The sequence below is a fragment of the Thalassotalea fusca genome (assembly GCF_053485835.1).
On the sequence record NZ_JBQRUN010000023.1, the window covers coordinates 1 to 18,113 of the forward strand.

Annotated in this window: 13 protein-coding genes; 5 read left to right on the forward strand and 8 right to left on the reverse strand. The window is 41.9% G+C overall.

Annotated elements, in window-relative coordinates; translation table 11 throughout:
- Positions 1 to 844: 844 nt before the first annotated feature.
- The 3 genes from ACSLUK_RS18190 to ACSLUK_RS18200 all read left to right on the forward strand — a co-directional run bounded on the left by ACSLUK_RS18190 (position 845) and on the right by ACSLUK_RS18200 (position 4,973).
- Positions 845 to 2,935, forward strand: a complete 2,091-nt coding sequence (locus tag ACSLUK_RS18190; RefSeq protein WP_448550217.1) for a winged helix-turn-helix domain-containing protein — start codon at positions 845 to 847, stop codon at positions 2,933 to 2,935.
- 186 nt (positions 2,936 to 3,121) lie between these two features.
- Entirely contained in the window at positions 3,122 to 4,219 is a 1,098-nt protein-coding gene (locus tag ACSLUK_RS18195; RefSeq protein WP_448550218.1) for a serine hydrolase domain-containing protein, read from the forward strand.
- A gap of 115 nt (positions 4,220 to 4,334) precedes the next feature.
- Positions 4,335 to 4,973 carry an outer membrane beta-barrel protein gene (locus ACSLUK_RS18200; protein ID WP_448550219.1) on the forward strand — a complete coding sequence of 213 codons (639 nt, stop codon included), beginning with the start codon at positions 4,335 to 4,337 and terminating at the stop codon, positions 4,971 to 4,973.
- A 286-nt stretch (positions 4,974 to 5,259) separates the two neighbouring features.
- Here ACSLUK_RS18200 and ACSLUK_RS18205 read toward each other — a convergent pair whose 3' ends face one another.
- Positions 5,260 to 6,894: a response regulator gene (locus ACSLUK_RS18205; RefSeq protein WP_448550220.1), complete on the reverse strand. Its 1,635-nt coding sequence runs from the start codon at positions 6,892 to 6,894 to the stop codon at positions 5,260 to 5,262.
- A 368-nt stretch (positions 6,895 to 7,262) separates the two neighbouring features.
- Here ACSLUK_RS18205 and ACSLUK_RS18210 point away from each other — a divergent pair, with 368 nt between their 5' ends.
- Entirely contained in the window at positions 7,263 to 8,663 is a 1,401-nt protein-coding gene (locus tag ACSLUK_RS18210) for a DEAD/DEAH box helicase (protein ID WP_448550221.1), read from the forward strand.
- Here the strand turns inward: ACSLUK_RS18210 and ACSLUK_RS18215 are convergent.
- On the reverse strand, positions 8,660 to 9,103 hold the full coding sequence (locus ACSLUK_RS18215) for a YaiI/YqxD family protein (RefSeq protein ID WP_448550222.1): 444 nt from the start codon (positions 9,101 to 9,103) through the stop codon (positions 8,660 to 8,662). The two genes, ACSLUK_RS18210 and ACSLUK_RS18215, sit on opposite strands and share 4 nt — an antisense overlap.
- A gap of 229 nt (positions 9,104 to 9,332) precedes the next feature.
- Between ACSLUK_RS18215 and ACSLUK_RS18220 the strand changes: the two genes are divergently transcribed.
- Entirely contained in the window at positions 9,333 to 9,809 is a 477-nt protein-coding gene (locus ACSLUK_RS18220; protein WP_448550223.1) for an acyl-CoA thioesterase, read from the forward strand.
- Between the two features lie 5 nt (positions 9,810 to 9,814).
- On the opposite strand, the gene ACSLUK_RS18225 is transcribed toward ACSLUK_RS18220, so the two are convergent.
- The 6 genes from ACSLUK_RS18225 to ACSLUK_RS18250 form a co-directional block, all read right to left on the reverse strand.
- On the reverse strand, positions 9,815 to 11,080 hold the full coding sequence (locus ACSLUK_RS18225) for a sensor histidine kinase (RefSeq protein ID WP_448550224.1): 1,266 nt from the start codon (positions 11,078 to 11,080) through the stop codon (positions 9,815 to 9,817).
- 6 nt (positions 11,081 to 11,086) lie between these two features.
- A complete protein-coding gene (locus ACSLUK_RS18230; protein WP_448550225.1) occupies positions 11,087 to 12,463 on the reverse strand; it encodes a sigma-54-dependent transcriptional regulator in 1,377 nt (458 codons plus the stop codon).
- 139 nt (positions 12,464 to 12,602) lie between these two features.
- Positions 12,603 to 15,095, reverse strand: a complete 2,493-nt coding sequence (locus ACSLUK_RS18235; protein ID WP_448550226.1) for an ABC transporter permease — start codon at positions 15,093 to 15,095, stop codon at positions 12,603 to 12,605.
- Positions 15,092 to 15,799: an ABC transporter ATP-binding protein gene (locus tag ACSLUK_RS18240; RefSeq protein ID WP_448550227.1), complete on the reverse strand. Its 708-nt coding sequence runs from the start codon at positions 15,797 to 15,799 to the stop codon at positions 15,092 to 15,094. The genes ACSLUK_RS18235 and ACSLUK_RS18240 overlap by 4 nt, the downstream gene beginning before the upstream one ends.
- 35 nt (positions 15,800 to 15,834) lie before the next feature.
- A complete protein-coding gene (locus ACSLUK_RS18245; RefSeq protein WP_448550228.1) occupies positions 15,835 to 17,073 on the reverse strand; it encodes an efflux RND transporter periplasmic adaptor subunit in 1,239 nt (412 codons plus the stop codon).
- A 295-nt stretch (positions 17,074 to 17,368) separates the two neighbouring features.
- Complete coding sequence (locus tag ACSLUK_RS18250; protein WP_448550229.1) at positions 17,369 to 18,001, reverse strand: thiol:disulfide interchange protein DsbA/DsbL; 633 nt, start codon at positions 17,999 to 18,001, stop codon at positions 17,369 to 17,371.
- Positions 18,002 to 18,113: the final 112 nt, after the last annotated feature.

Consider the following 18,113-nt stretch of genomic DNA (forward strand, 5'->3'; position numbering starts at 1 on the left):
CGTTTGTGCGGGTTCTTTTCTCTTTTAGAGAGCTTGAGCAAAGCGTCAGAAGTCAATTGAGTCATAAATCACGATTTGTTATTTTTTGCTGATGCTAATTAGATCATATTTCAAAGAGGATTGGTATTAGTACTTCCATGTACGTCAGAGCCCGCAAAGTGTGCGGGCGTTTTGCGTTTTGGCTTTTAAAATATTTTGAAGTCTCTAACACTACCTTTCCGTTCGGCCTGAGTAGGAGGCACGACGTATCGAAGGGGAAATGCAATAGCGCCGTTCGCTACTAGACATCCTTGTCTACACGGCATTAATGGATCCTTGCATGTCATGATAGTGTGGGAGTTCCCATGGGAGAGTAGGAAATCGTTCAACTTCCCATTCAGTACGTCGATGGACTACGTTCATCTCGGTAACTGCTCCATGCGTTACTCTAATGTCTTATATCCATGTAGGAACATGAACATCATCGACATTAGTACTTCCATGTACGTTAGATCCCGCACAATGTGCATGCTGTTTGCGTTATGGTGCTTCGAAAGTAAACGTCCGGTAAATAGCACATTCTAACGGTCGTAACATCTCAGTAGGCTGACACCAACACTCTAAACGGAGTGAGTTCTGAAAAAATTTCGAAGCTCAAACTAGTGCCCGCAGCACCAGAAAACGTTGAAGTGCTGCTGCTTTAGAATTTCAAATCGGGGAGGGTGTAGATCAGCAGACCGTTATAAACAATCAAACCACAGCCATTTACCAACCTTGACTACATCAGCTTTATGTTATAAAAGTCCATTAGCTTATTTGCGGTTTTTAAACAACCGCTATTGGATAGGACACACGCTCAGCCAACATGCCGTTACCACATAACTTCCAGCTTAAGAGCATTAAAGTATTTTCCCAGCGCAATCAGTTGGCCAATGGGCAAACGATCAACACCATTGCACCTAAAGTGATGCAAACATTAATCGTCCTTGCCCGACATGCGCCGGAAACCGTTAGTCGAGAACAATTATTTAATGAAGTCTGGGGAGATGTGGTGGTGTCAGACGAAGCTCTGTCACGGGTGATATCTGATTTACGTCAGGCCTTGGGCGATTCGCACCAGAAACCACAATTTGTTGAAACTGTAAAAAAAGTTGGTTACAGACTGATAGTTCAACCACAGGCAACTACGTCTGAAAACCACAAAAAGAACGTCTTTCCAATTATTGGATTTTCACTTCTGGCAGCGTGCTTCGCACTTTTGGCTATCTGGTACACATCAAAAACAGAGACAATTTCAGAACACTACAACGCTGGATTTAAACGCCTGCCTATGACTGCTTCTGATGGTATTGATGGGGATCCTAGATTTTCTAAAGATGGCCGATTATTGGTATATAAATCCATCGGCCAGGATGGGAACACGGATATATTTTTAAAAAATGTCAGTCAACAAACCACTACCCGTCTTACCCACACAGCTCAAAGTGAAATTTCTCCGGTGTTTTCGCCTGACTCAAAGTACATTGCTTTTATTCGCTCACCTTTAAAACAGTGCCGAATCATGGTGCTCAATCTGGAAACGCGCGTTGAACATGAACTTAAACCTTGTTTTAAAGGCAATTGGCGGTCTCTAGACTGGTCTGTAGACGGCAAAACATTAGCAACGGATCACCTTGACTTAAATAGTAATCGCCGCATGGTGGAACTATTTAGCTTCCCGGAAGGCGAAACACTCCAATTTATAAAAGCTCTTGAGCAGGATTCGGGGACAGGCCACCCACGTTTTTCTCCTGACGGTAAGAAGCTCTTATTCATAGAAGGCAGTGTGGTGGCAGGAAGCGAAAGCCTGCAAATGGTGGAACTTACAACGGGCAAACGCGAAAAGCTGGTCCATCAACATGACTTCATTTTTGGGTTTTCTTGGCTTGCCCAATCTGACGCTTTCGTTTTTATCTCTTCAGGAAGTACAAATACTGGAATATGGCTCAGAAATGTAAATGAAGATGTCAGTCAATTGCTTCACAGTGGCTCGGTAGAAGATATTGATGTCAACTGGCATAACGGCGATATTATAGTTACCGAAGCGAAAAGGGATTCCAATATCTGGTCGTTAAAACTTACTACAAAAGTAGTAGAGGATAACAATGAGTTGGCGCAACCTACCTTAGTAGTCAAAACTACGGCGAAGGACTATTTCCCCAGCATTGCCCCTAACGGTTCGCATCTTGCCTATGTTTCTGAACGTTCCGGTGCCCGAGAACTGTGGTTGAAAAACTTACACAATGGTAGTGAACAGCAATTAACAGACTTTGCCGGTGGGTTGATTTATCACCCTCAGTGGGATTCAGATTCGGATGAAATAATTTTCACCCGCATAGATGAAATAAGCAGCACCTTGTATTCAGTAAACATTCATGATCGCAGAGTCATGCCTATAAAAACAGGCGATGAAACAACCCGGTTTGGACTCTGGCATAAGCAAAATAGTGAGTTGATATGGTCAGCAAGGCAAGGCAACGCCTGGTCGTTAAAAGTGGGCGATACCAATCAACAAGGCTCACAGATAGTGCTAACAAAAGACATTTATAATCCGATGAAAGTTGCTGGCGAAAACGCACTTTACTATTCAGATAATATCTGTAATTGCGTTCAAAAAATCAATTTATCCACTTTTAAAGAAACCACAACCTCATTATTGACCTGGGATGTATTTCCTTATTCTTGGTTTATCACTGAAGACTTCTTCTATCGTTATGAAGCCGCTGAGAAATGGACTGAAAACCAATTAGTACAAATCAATCGGCACACGGGCGAAAAACGAAAACTGGCCAGCTTCGAACGCTTCCTGGCATACGATTATCCGACGCTTTCTTTCCACAAACCGACAGACACCTTGTATTACACCACTGTTGATGAAATACAAACTGATCTATGGCTGTATCAAGTGAATAATTGACCTGTTTTTAAAATGTCTTATTATTCAGGGTGTTATGATGTTTGTTCTAGTCAGCTCAGCTAAAAATCAAGTTAAAATCCATTTATTCTCAGGCGCTCAGGGCCTAAAGAGCCATAATTCATGACAACGATTGGGCTGTGCTTTTAGTGCCCCGTCAAGACGCTTAATTTAAATAGAGATGTTGTCGTGAGAAACTTAATCATTGCTTTATTATCCACTTGTTTAGTTGTTGCTTGTAGGGGAAGTGGTAACAATCATTCAGCTCCTCCTTTGATCATTCCCGTAGCAACCAGTTTAGAACAAACCCTAAATAATTATTTGGCTACCTATCAATCTGACAATACGCCAGGCTTAGCCGTAATGGTAAAAAAAGACGGTGCCATTGTGTATCAGCAAAGCAAAGGCATGGCCAACCTTAATACAAGTGAAACGATTCGTTCTGATACAGGGTTTAGATTAGCCTCTGTGGCTAAACCCTTTACGGCATTAGCCCTGATGCAGCTGTACGAACAGGGATTTATCTCCCTGGAAGATAAACTTATCCAGTACTTCCCGGAATTAGCATTGCGTTTTAGTCAGGTCACCATAAAACAACTGTTAACCCATCAATCAGGCATACCCGATTATTTTAACGATTTGGATGAGAACCAACGCAGGCTTTTGAATGACCTCACTAATACGCAAATTATCTCATTGTTTGCAGTCGAGGCCGAGTTGGAATTTGAGCCAGGAAGCCAGGCGCAGTATAGCAATAGCGGCTACTTACTCATTGCTGAAATCATTGCCAGGGTGAGTGGGATCAGCTTTAAAGACTATATGCATGTCAATTTCTTTTCACCGCTTGGAATGTCAAAAAGTTACGTGATTGATGGTTACTTTCCGTTGCAACAGGATGACGCACTAAGTTTTGCGAAAACTTCAACGGTGATGGGGATTAACGCCGTATCTAATGGCAGCTCAGGACAGGTAAGCTCTCTGCATGACATGGACAAGTTTATAACTGCATTGCTCAACAATCGCATTGTCCGTCAGGAAACCTTGCAACTGATGACCCAAAAGCATTCAACCATCCCCGAGGTAGGCGACTATGGATTGGGTTGGCAAGCGATTGATCCAGCCAACGCGATTTTTCAACATCGCGGAGGGTACGGAGGTTTTCAGAGCATTATGTACATAGACATGCAAAACGACTTTCAGGTAGTTGTCCTTACCAATGGAGGGTTTGAAACCAATAATCATATGCTCAGCCTGTTGCAAGGTGCAAAAGACTTTTACGGACTTTGACCAACGTTCTTAACCAGTAAAAAACCAACTTTCAAACAGCAAAACTGGCGCTAACTACTCAGTCCTTAGGGGGGTAATCCGCCTGCTATGTTCACTCACTTCAGGAATCACACTTATGAAAAGTATTTCACTACGAATTTTAAATCTTTTTTTTACTGCGCTTTTATGCCTGGCACTCCCTGCACAATCTAAAGAGGAAAACCTCCTTTCCAACCAAGGTTTTTATGCTGGTGTAGGCCTTAGCTCACAAAATTACTTTAGTGGCGCTCTATTAGATGGCATCGACGTGTTGCAACAAGAGTCCGTACTCGTAAAGGAGTTATTATTGGGCTGGAAAATGCCCATCAATCGAAATTGGTTTTTGGGCATTGAGGGGGTTTATGGGCATGCTACAGACCCCCTTTTTCGTCAACAACAAAACATCGCGATACATTATGAGAATACCAGTCACTATTCACTCGGTGTGCAACTTTCACGTTATCTCAACGTACAAAAAAGCAGTGCTTTTCTAGTTTATGCTAACCTGACAGACAGAAGATTTGAGCTGACTATCAATACGGCTAACGGCACCCTTAACCAAACAGATGGGCAGTCTTTTCTTCGCTACGGCATTGGTTATGAACATAACCTGGCACACAATTGGAGTTGGCGAATCACGTTAGGCGGGAACTACGCAACCTTCGGGAATCTTCAGACCAACATTAATGTAAATGACGGTGTCGATCTCGGAGTCATGGCGAGCTATACGTTTTAGATAAAGTTGCTACAAGAAGGGCCGTAACGGCCCTGCCAGAAACTATATCCAGAAGGAGTCTTATTCTTTCAAAAATTTATCACTCACACAGCTTCAATAACACGCCAAGCAGCCAAAGAAATTGGGTTAGCCGTGAAACAATGTATTGTCAAATCGATGAGCATCTAAGAATCTCTAGGTGCTTTCTTGCAAGTGTAAAGATAGACGGTAACATCGTAGCGGTTATATGCTTTAGTGATTCAGATAGGGGATACTAGCGGACTATTAACAATTTCAATTAATGGTTTTAACTATGAAAAGTCGCTAACTCTTCAAATTTGTTCCTAAGTTTAACAAAGCGCTTATAAGATTCGCTATTAGGTGAAATATTCTTAAATTGTTTGATCAGCACTTTCGCTTGGTTAAAATCTACTTTACGCTGAGGGTCACATTCATATGAGACGAGAAGCGCTTGTAACAGATTAAGTTTGACACCTATGTGGTTTGGGAAGTGGTAAAGTGCTTGATTTAGTTTATCTATAGCGAGCGCATAATGATTCGCTTTATATAGTTTTATGCCAACCTCTAATGCGGACTGCGCTGCTAACTTATCTTTTTCACTGATTGGGCGCTCCGACAATGCAACTACTTCTGATAGTATTTCCATGTTGTCAGGGTTCGCTTGGGCTAGCTCATTTAATAACTCGGTTGCCTGAGGCTTTCTATTTAGGGCTATTAATGCTCTAGCTATGGTGAAGGTACTCTCGGTACTAAGTTGCCCCTTAAATCGTTTCAAAAGCTTATCGGCGTCTTTTAATACAGATTTAACCATGCCATGTTCCTTGGCTTTGTCGTGTAATCTGGCCGTTAGAAATTGTGCAACGACCTTGAGCTCGTTGCTATTAAATTCTTTAACCATGTCTGCAAGAACAGCAAACGCCTTATTATTCAGTCGCCTAATTTGCGATAGACTTAAGTTTTGAGAATTCTCAATTAACGCTTCAGCAAACCTTATCGCATTGTCGGGTTTCTTGTGTACAGAGTGGTAAGCCAGATCATTTGTCTTTGATAGTGCTTTAGTCGCTTTATCGAATTTGTTGTTTTCTAAACACAGTTGCGCATAGTGCTTTAATCTTTTTACAGATAACGGTGAGATTAATAATGCTTGTTCTAATATCTCTTCAGCTTTATCTGGATGATTAGTTAATTCATATGTTTTAGCGAGCCAGTCGTAGGCCGAAAGATAGAATGGATTATCATCAATAATTGCCTGAAAATAATGTTCGGCAGCCTCATAGTTTTGTTCGACCAGTGCAACTTTGCCTAAACCGATAGCTGCCCATTGACAATTAGGCGAACCCAAATAGGCTTGGTAGATTTTCTTCGCCTGCTCATACTCTTTGAGTTCAAAGTGTTGGCGAGATTTGATGCCTAAACACTCACTCTTGTACAGTGAGTTTTGCTTAATCATCTGGTCACACAGGAATAATACGCGATTTGCGTCTTGTTCATCGAGTGCCTGATATATGTTGGCCATAGCGGCTTTTTTCTCAAAGCACCTTGAAAGGCGAGTCCCTAAATCTCTTAAAGTATAGGGCTTAGTCAAATACTCATCAGGCTTATGCTCTAAAGCGGCAAGTACCATCGCTTGAGAAACCTCAGCGGTGATCATTATCACGATACAGCGTCGATTAATGTATTGCTTTGCACGCATTTCTTCGAGAATTTGTTGACCATTTCGGCGATCGTCACCTAAATCGTAACCGAGCAATACAACGTCATAAGTATTTGTTTCGCATAACGTAATTATGTCAGGTGCGTGGTGACTAGTGTCGACAGCTTGCGCTCCCAAACTATAGGCAAATATCTTGAGCGTATCTCTTGATTGTTTAATATGGTCAATAATCAGGAACCGCTTACTTCCGTAATCAATATGCGCCATGAAATCCCTCTAAACCCCTTACCTATTAAGCTTTTAACGGAAAATCGGCAATTTGTCTAGTTTTGTTAGTAGATCAGTAAGTTTAGGTTAACAAAAGAATACATCAAAAATTTTCAGCGTTTGTTAGTTTTTGACATAACTACTTAGTGCCAGAGACTGTAACGTTCGGTATTGGTCGCCGCTCATGTACGTTAACGCAGACTAAACATGGTGACCCGCATGGTGCTGAAACTATTGAAAGGTTTCCCCCTTTGTTTAAGTGAATCAAATAAACAGTATACTTACTGACAATGATTGCGCTCTCTTAGGTTATAATGTAGGCTTGCCGCCCCGCAAGAAGATATCCGGTCTACCTAAGAGAATTGATTATGAGTTTTAACACGTTGGGTTTATCAACTCACATCCTACAGGCAATTGAAAAGCAGGGATATCAAACGCCTTCACCAATTCAAGAACAAGCGATTCCAAAAATATTGGCTGGTAAGGATGTGATGGCTGCCGCACAAACTGGCACAGGGAAAACAGCAGGCTTTACTTTGCCAATACTCGATATGCTAAGTAAGGGTCAGCGAGCAAAAGCCAATCATATCAGAGCTCTTGTACTTACGCCGACTAGAGAGCTAGCCGCGCAGGTGGGTGATAGTGTAGCTACATATGGTGAATACACGCCATTGTCATCGCTTGTAGTTTATGGCGGTGTCAAAATTAATCCTCAAATGATGAAGCTTAGGTCGGGTGTTGATATATTAGTGGCTACTCCAGGACGTCTGCTTGATCTTTACGAAAAAAATTCAGTGAAATTCTCACAGGTAGAGATATTGGTTCTAGATGAAGCCGACCGCATGCTAGACATGGGCTTTATTAGAGATCTAAAGAAAATCATTCAGTTGCTGCCAAAACAAAGACAGAATTTGATGTTTTCAGCGACGTTTTCTCCTGATATTAAGACATTGGCTAAAGGATTAATGCATCAGCCGTCAGAAGTTTCCGTAACTCCTGAGAACTCCACAACTAAACTTATCGAGCAATCCTTAATACCAGTAGACAAAAAGCAGAAGCCACGTCTTCTTACGTACCTTATTCAAGAGAATGACTGGCAACAAGTGCTTATTTTTTGTCGCACCAAACACGGCGCTAATCGATTGACCCGAACTTTGGAAGCGGCTGAAATATCAGCGATGGCAATTCATGGTAATAAGAGTCAGGGTGCACGAACAAAAGCATTAGCTGCATTTAAAGCGGGAGAAATAAGAGCATTGGTAGCGACTGATATTGCTGCTCGTGGTCTCGATATAGATCAACTTCCACAAGTAGTGAATTTTGAGCTGCCAAATGTTCCAGAAGATTATGTACATCGTATCGGTCGCACTGGCAGAGCCGGAACCGCGGGACATGCTATATCTTTGGTGTGCGCTGACGAAATTAAAGAACTACAAGACATAGAATATGTGATTCAACAACATATTGTTCGTAAACAAGAACCTGGTTTTACACCAGTTAACGAATTACCTGAAAGTCGAACGATTAAACCGTTAAAAGCGAAGAAACCTAAGAAGCCGAAAAAACCAAAAACTGATAGTCAGGCAGAAGGTACTCAAGGAGCATCTGAGAATCAGCCTACCAAAAGTAAACAAAATTCGCACAGCACCAAGCGGTCAAACAAACCTCACCAAAGACGTGATACAAAGCCAAAGACCAAACAAGGCGATGAGCAACCTCATAAGGCTAATAAGAAAAAGCCACCAAAAAAACGATGGCCGTCAAACTAACGTTTAGCAAGCCACTTGTCTAAATTATTGGCAAAAGCTTGTTTATCAGCTTGATTCATTGGTGCACTACCACCTGTTTCAATGCCACTGGCACGCAAGGTATCCATAAAGTCTCGCATATTTAGGCGGGACTTTATATTGTGTGTGGTATATAACTCGCCGCGAGGATTCAAGGCAATACATTGTTTGTCGATAACCTCAGAAGCTAACGGGATATCACCTGTAATGACAAGATCACCTTGCTCACATCGCTTCACTATTTCATTGTCTGCCACATCAAAGCCACTGCTTACTTGAACAAAGCGGATAAACTTTGAAGGCGGAATTCGCATTGCGTGATTGGCAATTAGTGTTGTTTCAGTTTGGGTGCGTTCTGCTGCACGAAAGATAATTTCCTTAATTGCGACAGGACATGCATCGGCATCAACCCAAATTTTCATTGTTAACCTTTCTACTTCATTAAAATTACCGCTAGTTTATCTTGAAACTGTTGCTAGTGACACATATAGCGTCTTCGTATTACTAGCATTTCTTTTGGAGATAAAGGACTGGCCAACGGAAAATCACTCTATTCAATTGAATTATTTATTTTTTATCATACGCTTAAAGTAACAAATATGTATTGTGCAGATTGGTTTAATACCTGCCAAATCACTAGAGGTCGTAAAAATGAATAATCCACAAAGAGATATTACTCTTAGATTTTTAGCTGAGCCTCAGGATGTTAATTTTGGTGGAAAAGTGCATGGTGGTGCCGTAATGAAATGGATTGATCTGGCTGCGTACGCCTGTGCGGCTGGTTGGAGTGGGCGATACTGCGTTACCGCCTATGCTGGCGGTATCAAATTTGTCTCGCCTATTTTAGTGGGGAGTTTAGTCGAAGTTGAAGCTAAAGTGATTTACACGGGAAATTCGTCGATGCACATTGCGTTAGAAGTTAACGCTTGTGACCCCAAAAGCCTTAATCGCCGTAAGACTACGCATTGTATTGTAATTATGGTGGCGGTTGATGAAGCTGGACATAAAGTTAGCATTCCTAGCTGGCAGCCTGTTACAGAACAAGATAAGAAGCAACACGCTTCAGCGGTAAAGCTTATGGAAATGCGAAAACAGATCAGTGACGAGATGGATGTTTTCGCAGAATAATGTTGCTAAGTTGTCATTATTGGCCAAGCTAACGTGATAGCCGCGCCATGTGGCTGGCAATTGGCCACAGTTAATTCTCCACTATGGTTATTTGCTATCTCTGCACAAAGTGGCAGTCCAATACCTGACCCGTTGGCTTTTGTCGTATAGAAAGGGGTCAACACATTGTCTAAATTAGCAAAGCCAGGCCCATTGTCAGTGACACGAATCGTTTGGAGTTGGTCCTCAAACGATAACTGAATTGAAACTTCGCAAAGCGCCTTATCTGATCCTTCTGCCGCATTCTTTAGTACATTGATAAGAACATGTGTTATTTGATCTCTATCACCATAAGCATTTATTGGCCCTGCATAGGTGATGTTGGTATTCGGTAGTTGGAGCATTTCGCTTAGCTCTACGATAAGTTTCTCGATATCAAACCATTGATACTTAGGTGCTGGCAACTTAGAGAGCTGGCTGTAGTCACTGATAAAAGCTAATAGTCTATCACTTCGCCGTTTTATGCGTTCCAGTACGGTTCTTACATGCTCCTCTGCTAAGGTTTCCTGACATAAGAGGGTATCTGCCAAAGAGGACATAGGCGTGAGGGAATTTCGGATTTCATGCCCTAATACGCGAATGAGGCTTTGTTGTGTGTCTACCTTGTTATGGTGCAACGCGTTGGCAACGTTAGTCGCAGAAAAAAACCAGAGGCAGTGATCATTTTCCTGATATTGAATACATTGTACCTGCCATTTTTCGCCGAACAACGGATGTGTCAGTGTTGTATCTTCTATATTAAACCCTAACGAAGTTGCGTGCGTGCCCATCAGTAATGGGAGTTTCAGTTGTTCGATGAGTGCTGCATTTCTATAGGTAAGTCGGAGATCTTTGTCAAAAAGGCAAACAGGATTGGGCCAACTATCCAAAATTTGTGGCAACAAGGTGTCCAATTGGCGAACCTTTGTAGTAGATTCAATATTTTTGCAGGCCAGTAATTGAATGTCTTGTTGCAATGCTAGCAATAGGTTATTTGGGTGTTGCCGCTTTATGCGTAAATTGCTTTCTCCTTCGCGCAAAATTTGCGTATAAGTGGCGAGTTGCATGAGTGACTGACACCAAAAGTGGTAACAACGCCAAGCTCCCCAAATTAACGGGTAACTGATAAAAAACAGCAGGGTACTTATTGCCAACCACGACCAACCCCAACTTAAACCTAAAGCTGTCAAGAGACTTAATATCACTATCACAACGATGGCTAGACCTGTCGCTAACCAGTGCTCATGGCTCATGACTAATTACTCAAATTTAATGTCATATTTTTCCAGTCTTCGATACAAGGCGTTTCGCGAAATATCCAGTAATTTAGCGGCTTCAACCACTTGTCCTGACGTTGTTTTCATCGCTTTTTCAATAAGCAATCGTTCAGCTTGCTCTAAAGGTTGCAAGGATATTTCAGTAGACTTACTTAAGAGAGTATCAATGAGCAAATCTGTCGCCTCGATGGTTACATTAGTCGACATTAAGACTGCGCGTTCGATTACGTGACTTAACTCTCTCACATTCCCTGGCCATAGATGTTGTTTTAACGCCGCTATCGCGCCTTCCGATAATGACTTTGCTTGTTTGAAGTACTTAGTTGAAAATTTCCTGATAAATAACTGAGCGAGTGCAGGAATATCCGCTAGCCTTTCACTCAGCGGTGGCATAGTGATCACTAAAGTATTCAAACGATAAAGTAAATCTTGCCGAAAAACGCCTTCTTGTACCATGGTTGGCAAGTCAGCATTTGTGGCACTTATAATGCGCACATTAGAGGTAGTCGTTTGGCTAGAGCCTAATACTTCATATTCATTAGACTCAAGTACACGCAGTAGCTTAGGTTGTAATGAACTTGGTAATGTGCCGATCTCGTCGAAGAACAACGTGCCTTTATCTGCAAGTTGAAAACGTCCTACGCGATGTTGCTTTGCGTCAGTAAACGCGCCTTTTTGATGCCCAAATAACTCGCTTTCGAACAGATTCTCAGGAATTGCTGCCATATTTACTGCGATAAATGGGCAAGAGTTGCGCAGCGATAGTTGATGGATACGAGCAGCGAGTTGTGATTTACCTGTGCCATTCTCGCCTAGAATAAGAATGTTAGCGTCTGTTGGGGCTATCTGCTGGATAAGCGACTCTATTGCTTGCATCGCAGGCGATAACGCGATCCAATCATCACCATTGGCGGTTTGTGTGGAGCCTAACAGTTGCCGAAGGCCTTGATTTTCATTTGAGGTCTTCTTAAGCGACAGTTGCTGTTCTATGGTTTTAAGTAATTTGTCTTTATGCCAAGGTTTTTCGATGAAGTCCACAGCACCTTGTTTTAGCCCTTCAACGGCGAGTTCGACACTTCCCCATGCAGTCATTAATACGACAGGAATTTCGTATGGCATTAGTTGACCTAAAATATCTAAACCTTCCTGCCCACTGGTCGTATCGCGACTAAAATTCATATCTAACAACACCATGTCAGGTTGCTGTCGACTTACCTGCGTAATTACTTCTTTCGCATTCTTAGCTTCAAGCGTTTTGAATCCTTTGTCGTTGAGTAGCATTGTCAGTGCAAATCGAATGTCTTCATCATCATCTGCGATTAAGATAGTAATGGCATGATTTGGTTGATTTTTTGTCAATTATTACTCCGCAAAATTTACAAAACCAGTATGAGTGTTAGTGCGATTATTTGTGTTATTTTTTATTGGTTTAAGTCGTTAAACCGAGTGCTAAATGCTACCCCGTTTAACGACTTTTTTCCATTAGATTAATGAATGTTTAGTCAGTCCTTAATGCCTTCATTGGATCTTGTTTTACGACACGCCAAGCAGGGATCAGCACCGAACACACAACAATAGTAATTAGTCCGATATCCAATATTACCATCGCTTGCCAATCGAATGGGGGCAACAGGTCAAGTTGAGATTGAATCTCACGATAACCAAATACTGACAAGATAAAACCAATTCCAAGCCCTATGACCAACATCCAAAGTGCATCTTTTAAAATGAATTGCACCAATCGACTTTGCTTAGCGCCCGTTGCCATGCGCACAGCGAGTTCATACTTGCGGTGATTTGTGGTCATCTGTGTGAGTCCGCTAATCCCAATAGCGGCTAGAAAAATGGTCAACGCTGTCATTGCGAGTACGACATACAAATTCACTCGTTGGTTTAAGGTTTGATTTTCCCACAGAGTATCAAGAGACCGCACTTGTAGGTTTGAAAGCATTGGGAAAGTTTGTGCAAATTTGTCGCTGATCATCGCCGTGGTAAATGTTTGACCTGCTGCCACGTTCACCGTAAAGCTCATCCGTCTGTCAGCACCAATATCAGCACGATAGATAACAGGAATTTGCATTGGTGTGATAGAGCCTGCGCGGCTGTGTGTGGTTGGGACAATTCCTGTGATTATAAATGGTTCATCATTGCTTGAATTACCCAATCTTATTGTTTTGCCAATAACGTCTTGCAATGGAAGGTCAGGGTGCAGACTCTTAGCCATATTTTCATCAATGACAATTCTTGGCTCATTTTGCCTGATTTGACGTTCAGTTAAGTTAGTGCCCGCTAGAAACGGTATATCAAAAATCTCGAAAAAGTCTGCGCTTAAATTTCTGCGCTGATACATGATTTGATTGTCGGGCGTTTCAGGCTCGCTGAATACACTGATGTTTACTGACGAGGATAATGGTGCCATCGAGGCAACAACGACGCGACTTCCTTGGATCTCTTGCTCAATCAAGCCTGTAATTTGATCATGTAGTTGCTTGGCTTCGCTCGTTTGGTAGTTTTCAGCGCCCTGAAGTTTTAATGCGTATTCATCATCTTCAATATAGGCTTGCACTTCATAGGTATTATCGTAGTTATAACCTAGGTCACGGTACACGGCTTGAAAACTTTGCAATGCCAACATTACAGACGCCGTGAGTAAAATAGAGGCGATGGCGAGCTGCAAGATCATGAGTGACTTACTTATGGTTTGATTTGATTGTGCTTGAACCCCTTTACCACTGCTCGACAGGTTGCTGATGAGTGAAACTTTATCAATGTCGACAAGTGATAATGCACTAAACACCACATTGAGTATCGCGATAATAAGCAAACTAATTAACACTACTGTCGCGTCAAGTGAGATTTGGTCAATGAATGGTAAGTTGTTACCGGCAATCAACGGCAGGCTTTTTACAATCCAACCAGCAACGAGTACGCCAGTAATTGCAGCAAGTAAGAATAACGGCAGGTTTTCAACGAAAACTAACAAACGCATTCTGGCTAGGCTGGCGCCTATACTTAGCTGGATGGCGAATTCTTTGGTACGAGTTTGGTAATGTGCCAGAAATAGGTTCAGCAGGTTAATTGCCGCCATTAATAGTAGGCCGATCACCGCAGCAAACAGTGCAAAAATAAGCTTGTCACTATCGCCTATGATGGCAGCGCGATAGCTACCTGTAGCGTAAACTTTTGGCGTGCCTTTAATAAAGTTCATGTAAATAGGGCCGACATCGGCAGGGGTATTCTGCGTGACATAATTTTCCAGCCAGCTATCGATGTCACTTTTTGACGGCATAGTGATATTGTCGCTATTACCTTTTACCAGTAATACTTCAATGTCATTCGCAATATTTGTGGATTCCTGCTCTTGTAGTAATTTACTTAGATTGTTTATCGTCCAAATTTGCTGTGGTAATACCGGTTCATCAGATGTGACCGCCATTAAATCTTCAATGACACCTGCGATTGTATAGCTGACATTCTCAAAGGTAAGTTGCTTACCTATAACGGAAGGCTGTGCCGCATAAGCTTGCTGCCACAGAGAATAAGAGATCCAGATGTAGTTTTCGGGATCGTCCATATTGACGTCATCACCTAGTAACAGCTGTGTGCCGAGTACTTGCAAAACCGTATTAGATGCGTCATATCGGGTGGTTGGATAACTTACGTTATCAATGGTAACTTCTTGCTCAAGCACCGAAAGGCCTGCCCATGTCCCCAAATCGCCAAAGTGCTTGTTAAAATCGGCTAAACGACGAAAGTTCCAATAGGAAACCTGAAGTTCTTCACTCATGCTTAATCGATATTCTAGCGTTTGTATTTCATTCTCGTTAGCGACACCTTGCAAAGGCTTGAATAATAGCGTGTTGCTTATTGCAATTACGGTAAGAACAGAACCTAAGGTGAGCCCTAACGTTAAAATTAATGGAATACTTAATCTTGGTAGAGAAAAAATACGTCCAATGCCGTTAGTTATTGCGTGTTGAAATAAACTCATGCGACCCCCTGCAACTCTTCACTTAGTTGTCGTTCACTTACCACTTTGCCGTCAAGCAATTGGATTTGGCGGCTAGCACAGCGTGAATAGCGCGTGTCGTGAGTCACCATAACGATAGTTGCGCCTTTCTTATTCAAACTTTCAAGTAGCGCCATGACTTGATCGCCATTTTTACTATCTAAGTTACCTGTTGGTTCGTCGACTAAGATTAGATCTGGGCTGCTAACAAGTGCTCTGGCAATAGCGATTCGTTGCTGTTGTCCACCAGATAATTGATTTGGACGATAGTGCTGGCGGTGTAGCATATCAACTTCCGTTAGTACCTGTTCTACGCGCTGCTTGATTTCTGCTTTATTTGTGCCTCGGTGTTCGAGTGGCAGGGCAACATTGTCAAAAACCGTCATGTTGTCGATTAAGTTGAATGATTGGAAAACATAGCCAATGTGTTCGTTTCTGATCTTCGTGCGTTGATCAACCGATAGGCCAACGGTATCTATTCCCGCTATTTGATAGTTACCATCGCTTGCGGTATCCATTAAGCCCATAATGGAAAGTAGTGTTGATTTACCACAGCCAGAAGGTCCTGTGATCGCGACAAATTCGCTTTCCGTAATTGTTAGTGATACGCCTTGCAGTGCGTGCGTTTCTATTTGTTGTCCATCGTAGTGCTTGTGAATATTATTCATTTCTACAATCTTTTTCATTGTTTGTTCCTTAATTTCAAGCGTGTTATTACGGTTTATTGTTCGATCAATAGGTGTTGATATTGAGTGAAACTACTCATGTCAGTCGACACTATGGATTGGCCTTCTTCAAGACCATTGTTGATTAGTAGTTTCCCTTGCGATAATTCACCAAAAGAGACTGTTTGTTGTACAAGTTCATTTTCTGATGTGCGAACAAACACCGTATTAGTACTACGTGGACGAAGTCCTGAAGTCTGCTCAATATACATGGCCTTGTCGTCATGTTTAATAAAAACTTGCGCTGAAATGGCTAACGCTGGTCGAGCATTAGAGGTTAACTCATCTTCAATCAATGCTTCAGCCAATATCGAACCGTTGGTAACAATGCTTTCAATGCGCGAAATGCGTGCTTTGAGTTGACCTTTTTGCGTATCAATGAGCACAGGCGCGTTAATATCTATTTGATCGGCCTGATGTTGCGGGATGCGTAAACGTGCCAGCAACTCCGTGTTACTTCCCACTTTTGCAAGCGATTGACCCAAGCTGACACTTTCACCTAACTCAATATCAAGCGTTTGCAGCGAACCATGAATTCCTGCGGTTACGTGCATATCACTCAGTTGTTTTTCTAACAATGCAACCTGAGACGATTGTTGCTTAATGGTGATATCACGCTGGGTTAATTGATAATTCTGCATTTCCAAGAATTGCTGATATTTTTGTTGCTCAAACTCAAGGCGCTTGGTTTGTTGTTTTACCGCCAGCTCGGCTCGTTGCAGTTCTATTTTGGCGGCTACACCTAAGTCCATTAAGTTCTGGTTCACCGATAGTTCTAATTTTGCCTTCTCAAGCTCGGCCTCAATATTGGCAATGGTGCTTTGATAATTTAAACGGTCATTCTGTTGTTCATATTTAAACGCTTCACGCTGGGCTTGTAATTGAGCAAGTTCACCTTGTGCTTCACTGACTTCCTGCTCCAGTTTAGGGTTGGTCAATTGTAAGATGATAGTTTCTGGTTTGACGAGTGTACCGGGACGCACCAATATTTCTGATACCTTGCCTTGTGCCGGCGCCGTTAATAGACGTTCTTTTGCCGAAGCGAGTTCGCCATAGCTGCTAGCATAAACATCGAGTGCGCCAGTAGAAACCGATTGAAATGCGATACTAGACAAAGGGATAGATTTTGCAGATTTGCTGCTAACAGCAACAGCGGCATAACCAATTAAGCTGACAAAAATGGCACCCATTAACCATTTTTTCTTTTGAGATTGGCGTGCTAACGTTATTTCCATAAATTATCCTTAATGAAACTTCATATGTTCGGATATAAGGAAATCTCGTGCCAAAAGTACATTTATGTTTAAAAACAGTCGTTTAGGTGTTTTTGTGTATCGGGTGATATCGGTAGGTTGTTCGGTTTTGTGATTGGTGTTTACAAAAGCGAACAGGGGGGGATACTAAAATATATTCCGCTCATCCAGAGTAAGAGGAGCGACGTATCGAAGGGCCATGTACTTCGACGCTCTATGCCATCCATGGCATCGCGTCAAAACGTTCGCTTATGTTGGCGTAAATAACGAGTTGAATTTAAAGTGTAAACAAGTAGCTTACGAGTGCTTTGAACTCTTCGACAAAGTTCTTGTTGTCGAGTGAGCGAACATTAATCGTATATTTACCGTTTACCACAAATGCTGGAACGCCTGAAATGTAGCGACCTTGATGTAATCGGTCTTGATTTTTCTTATCTCGCTTAGCTTGGCTAATCACAGAAAAGCTCTTCATCCCTTGTTGGAACTTCTTCGCGTCACCACCAACTTTTACATAGATTGCTTCTAAATCTTCAAGTGAGTCAATTTTCTTGCGTTCAGTTTGAATGTGGTTGAATAAAGCACCGCTAAATGGTTTCTCAAGCCCAGTCTTATCCGCTACAAGTTTCGCTTGCGCAATCATGTATTGAATTTCTTGTGATGTAAACTGCATGTAATCTGCGTGTGTTTTAACAAACTTTGCATTGTCAGGAATTGCTTTAGTTACTTCAGGTAGCAATGATTCAAAGCTACGACAAGCAGGGCAGTAATATGAAAAGTACTCTCTCAATTCTGGCGTATTAGTTGGTTGGCCAGGAACTACTGTGTAATGTTTACCTTCTTCCCATTTTGTTGCATGAACAGTCAATGGTAATGCGATGATCGCAACAAGCGCAATTAGCAATTTTTTCATTTTGATTAAGCTCACTATTATAAAGTTTTAAGTTGGGTCAGATACTAGCATTATTTTACCGATAAGTAATAGACCAAGGTATTTGACCGTAGTTTTTACATTCTTCTTCAAG

Excerpts from the sequence above, each read along its gene's own strand:
- ACSLUK_RS18200 (WP_448550219.1), top strand. The coding sequence starts at position 4,335 with ATGAAAAGTATTTCACTACGAATTTTAAATCTTTTTTTTACTGCGCTT.
- ACSLUK_RS18210 (WP_448550221.1), top strand. The coding sequence starts at position 7,263 with ATGAGTTTTAACACGTTGGGTTTATCAACTCACATCCTACAGGCAATT.
- ACSLUK_RS18220 (WP_448550223.1), top strand. The coding sequence starts at position 9,333 with ATGAATAATCCACAAAGAGATATTACTCTTAGATTTTTAGCTGAGCCT.
- ACSLUK_RS18205 (WP_448550220.1), bottom strand. The coding sequence starts at position 6,894 with ATGGCGCATATTGATTACGGAAGTAAGCGGTTCCTGATTATTGACCAT.
- ACSLUK_RS18250 (WP_448550229.1), bottom strand. The coding sequence starts at position 18,001 with ATGAAAAAATTGCTAATTGCGCTTGTTGCGATCATCGCATTACCATTG.
- ACSLUK_RS18240 (WP_448550227.1), bottom strand. The coding sequence starts at position 15,799 with ATGAAAAAGATTGTAGAAATGAATAATATTCACAAGCACTACGATGGA.
- ACSLUK_RS18245 (WP_448550228.1), bottom strand. The coding sequence starts at position 17,073 with ATGGAAATAACGTTAGCACGCCAATCTCAAAAGAAAAAATGGTTAATG.
- ACSLUK_RS18190 (WP_448550217.1), top strand. The coding sequence starts at position 845 with ATGCCGTTACCACATAACTTCCAGCTTAAGAGCATTAAAGTATTTTCC.
- ACSLUK_RS18225 (WP_448550224.1), bottom strand. The coding sequence starts at position 11,080 with ATGAGCCATGAGCACTGGTTAGCGACAGGTCTAGCCATCGTTGTGATA.
- ACSLUK_RS18215 (WP_448550222.1), bottom strand. The coding sequence starts at position 9,103 with ATGAAAATTTGGGTTGATGCCGATGCATGTCCTGTCGCAATTAAGGAA.
- ACSLUK_RS18235 (WP_448550226.1), bottom strand. The coding sequence starts at position 15,095 with ATGAGTTTATTTCAACACGCAATAACTAACGGCATTGGACGTATTTTT.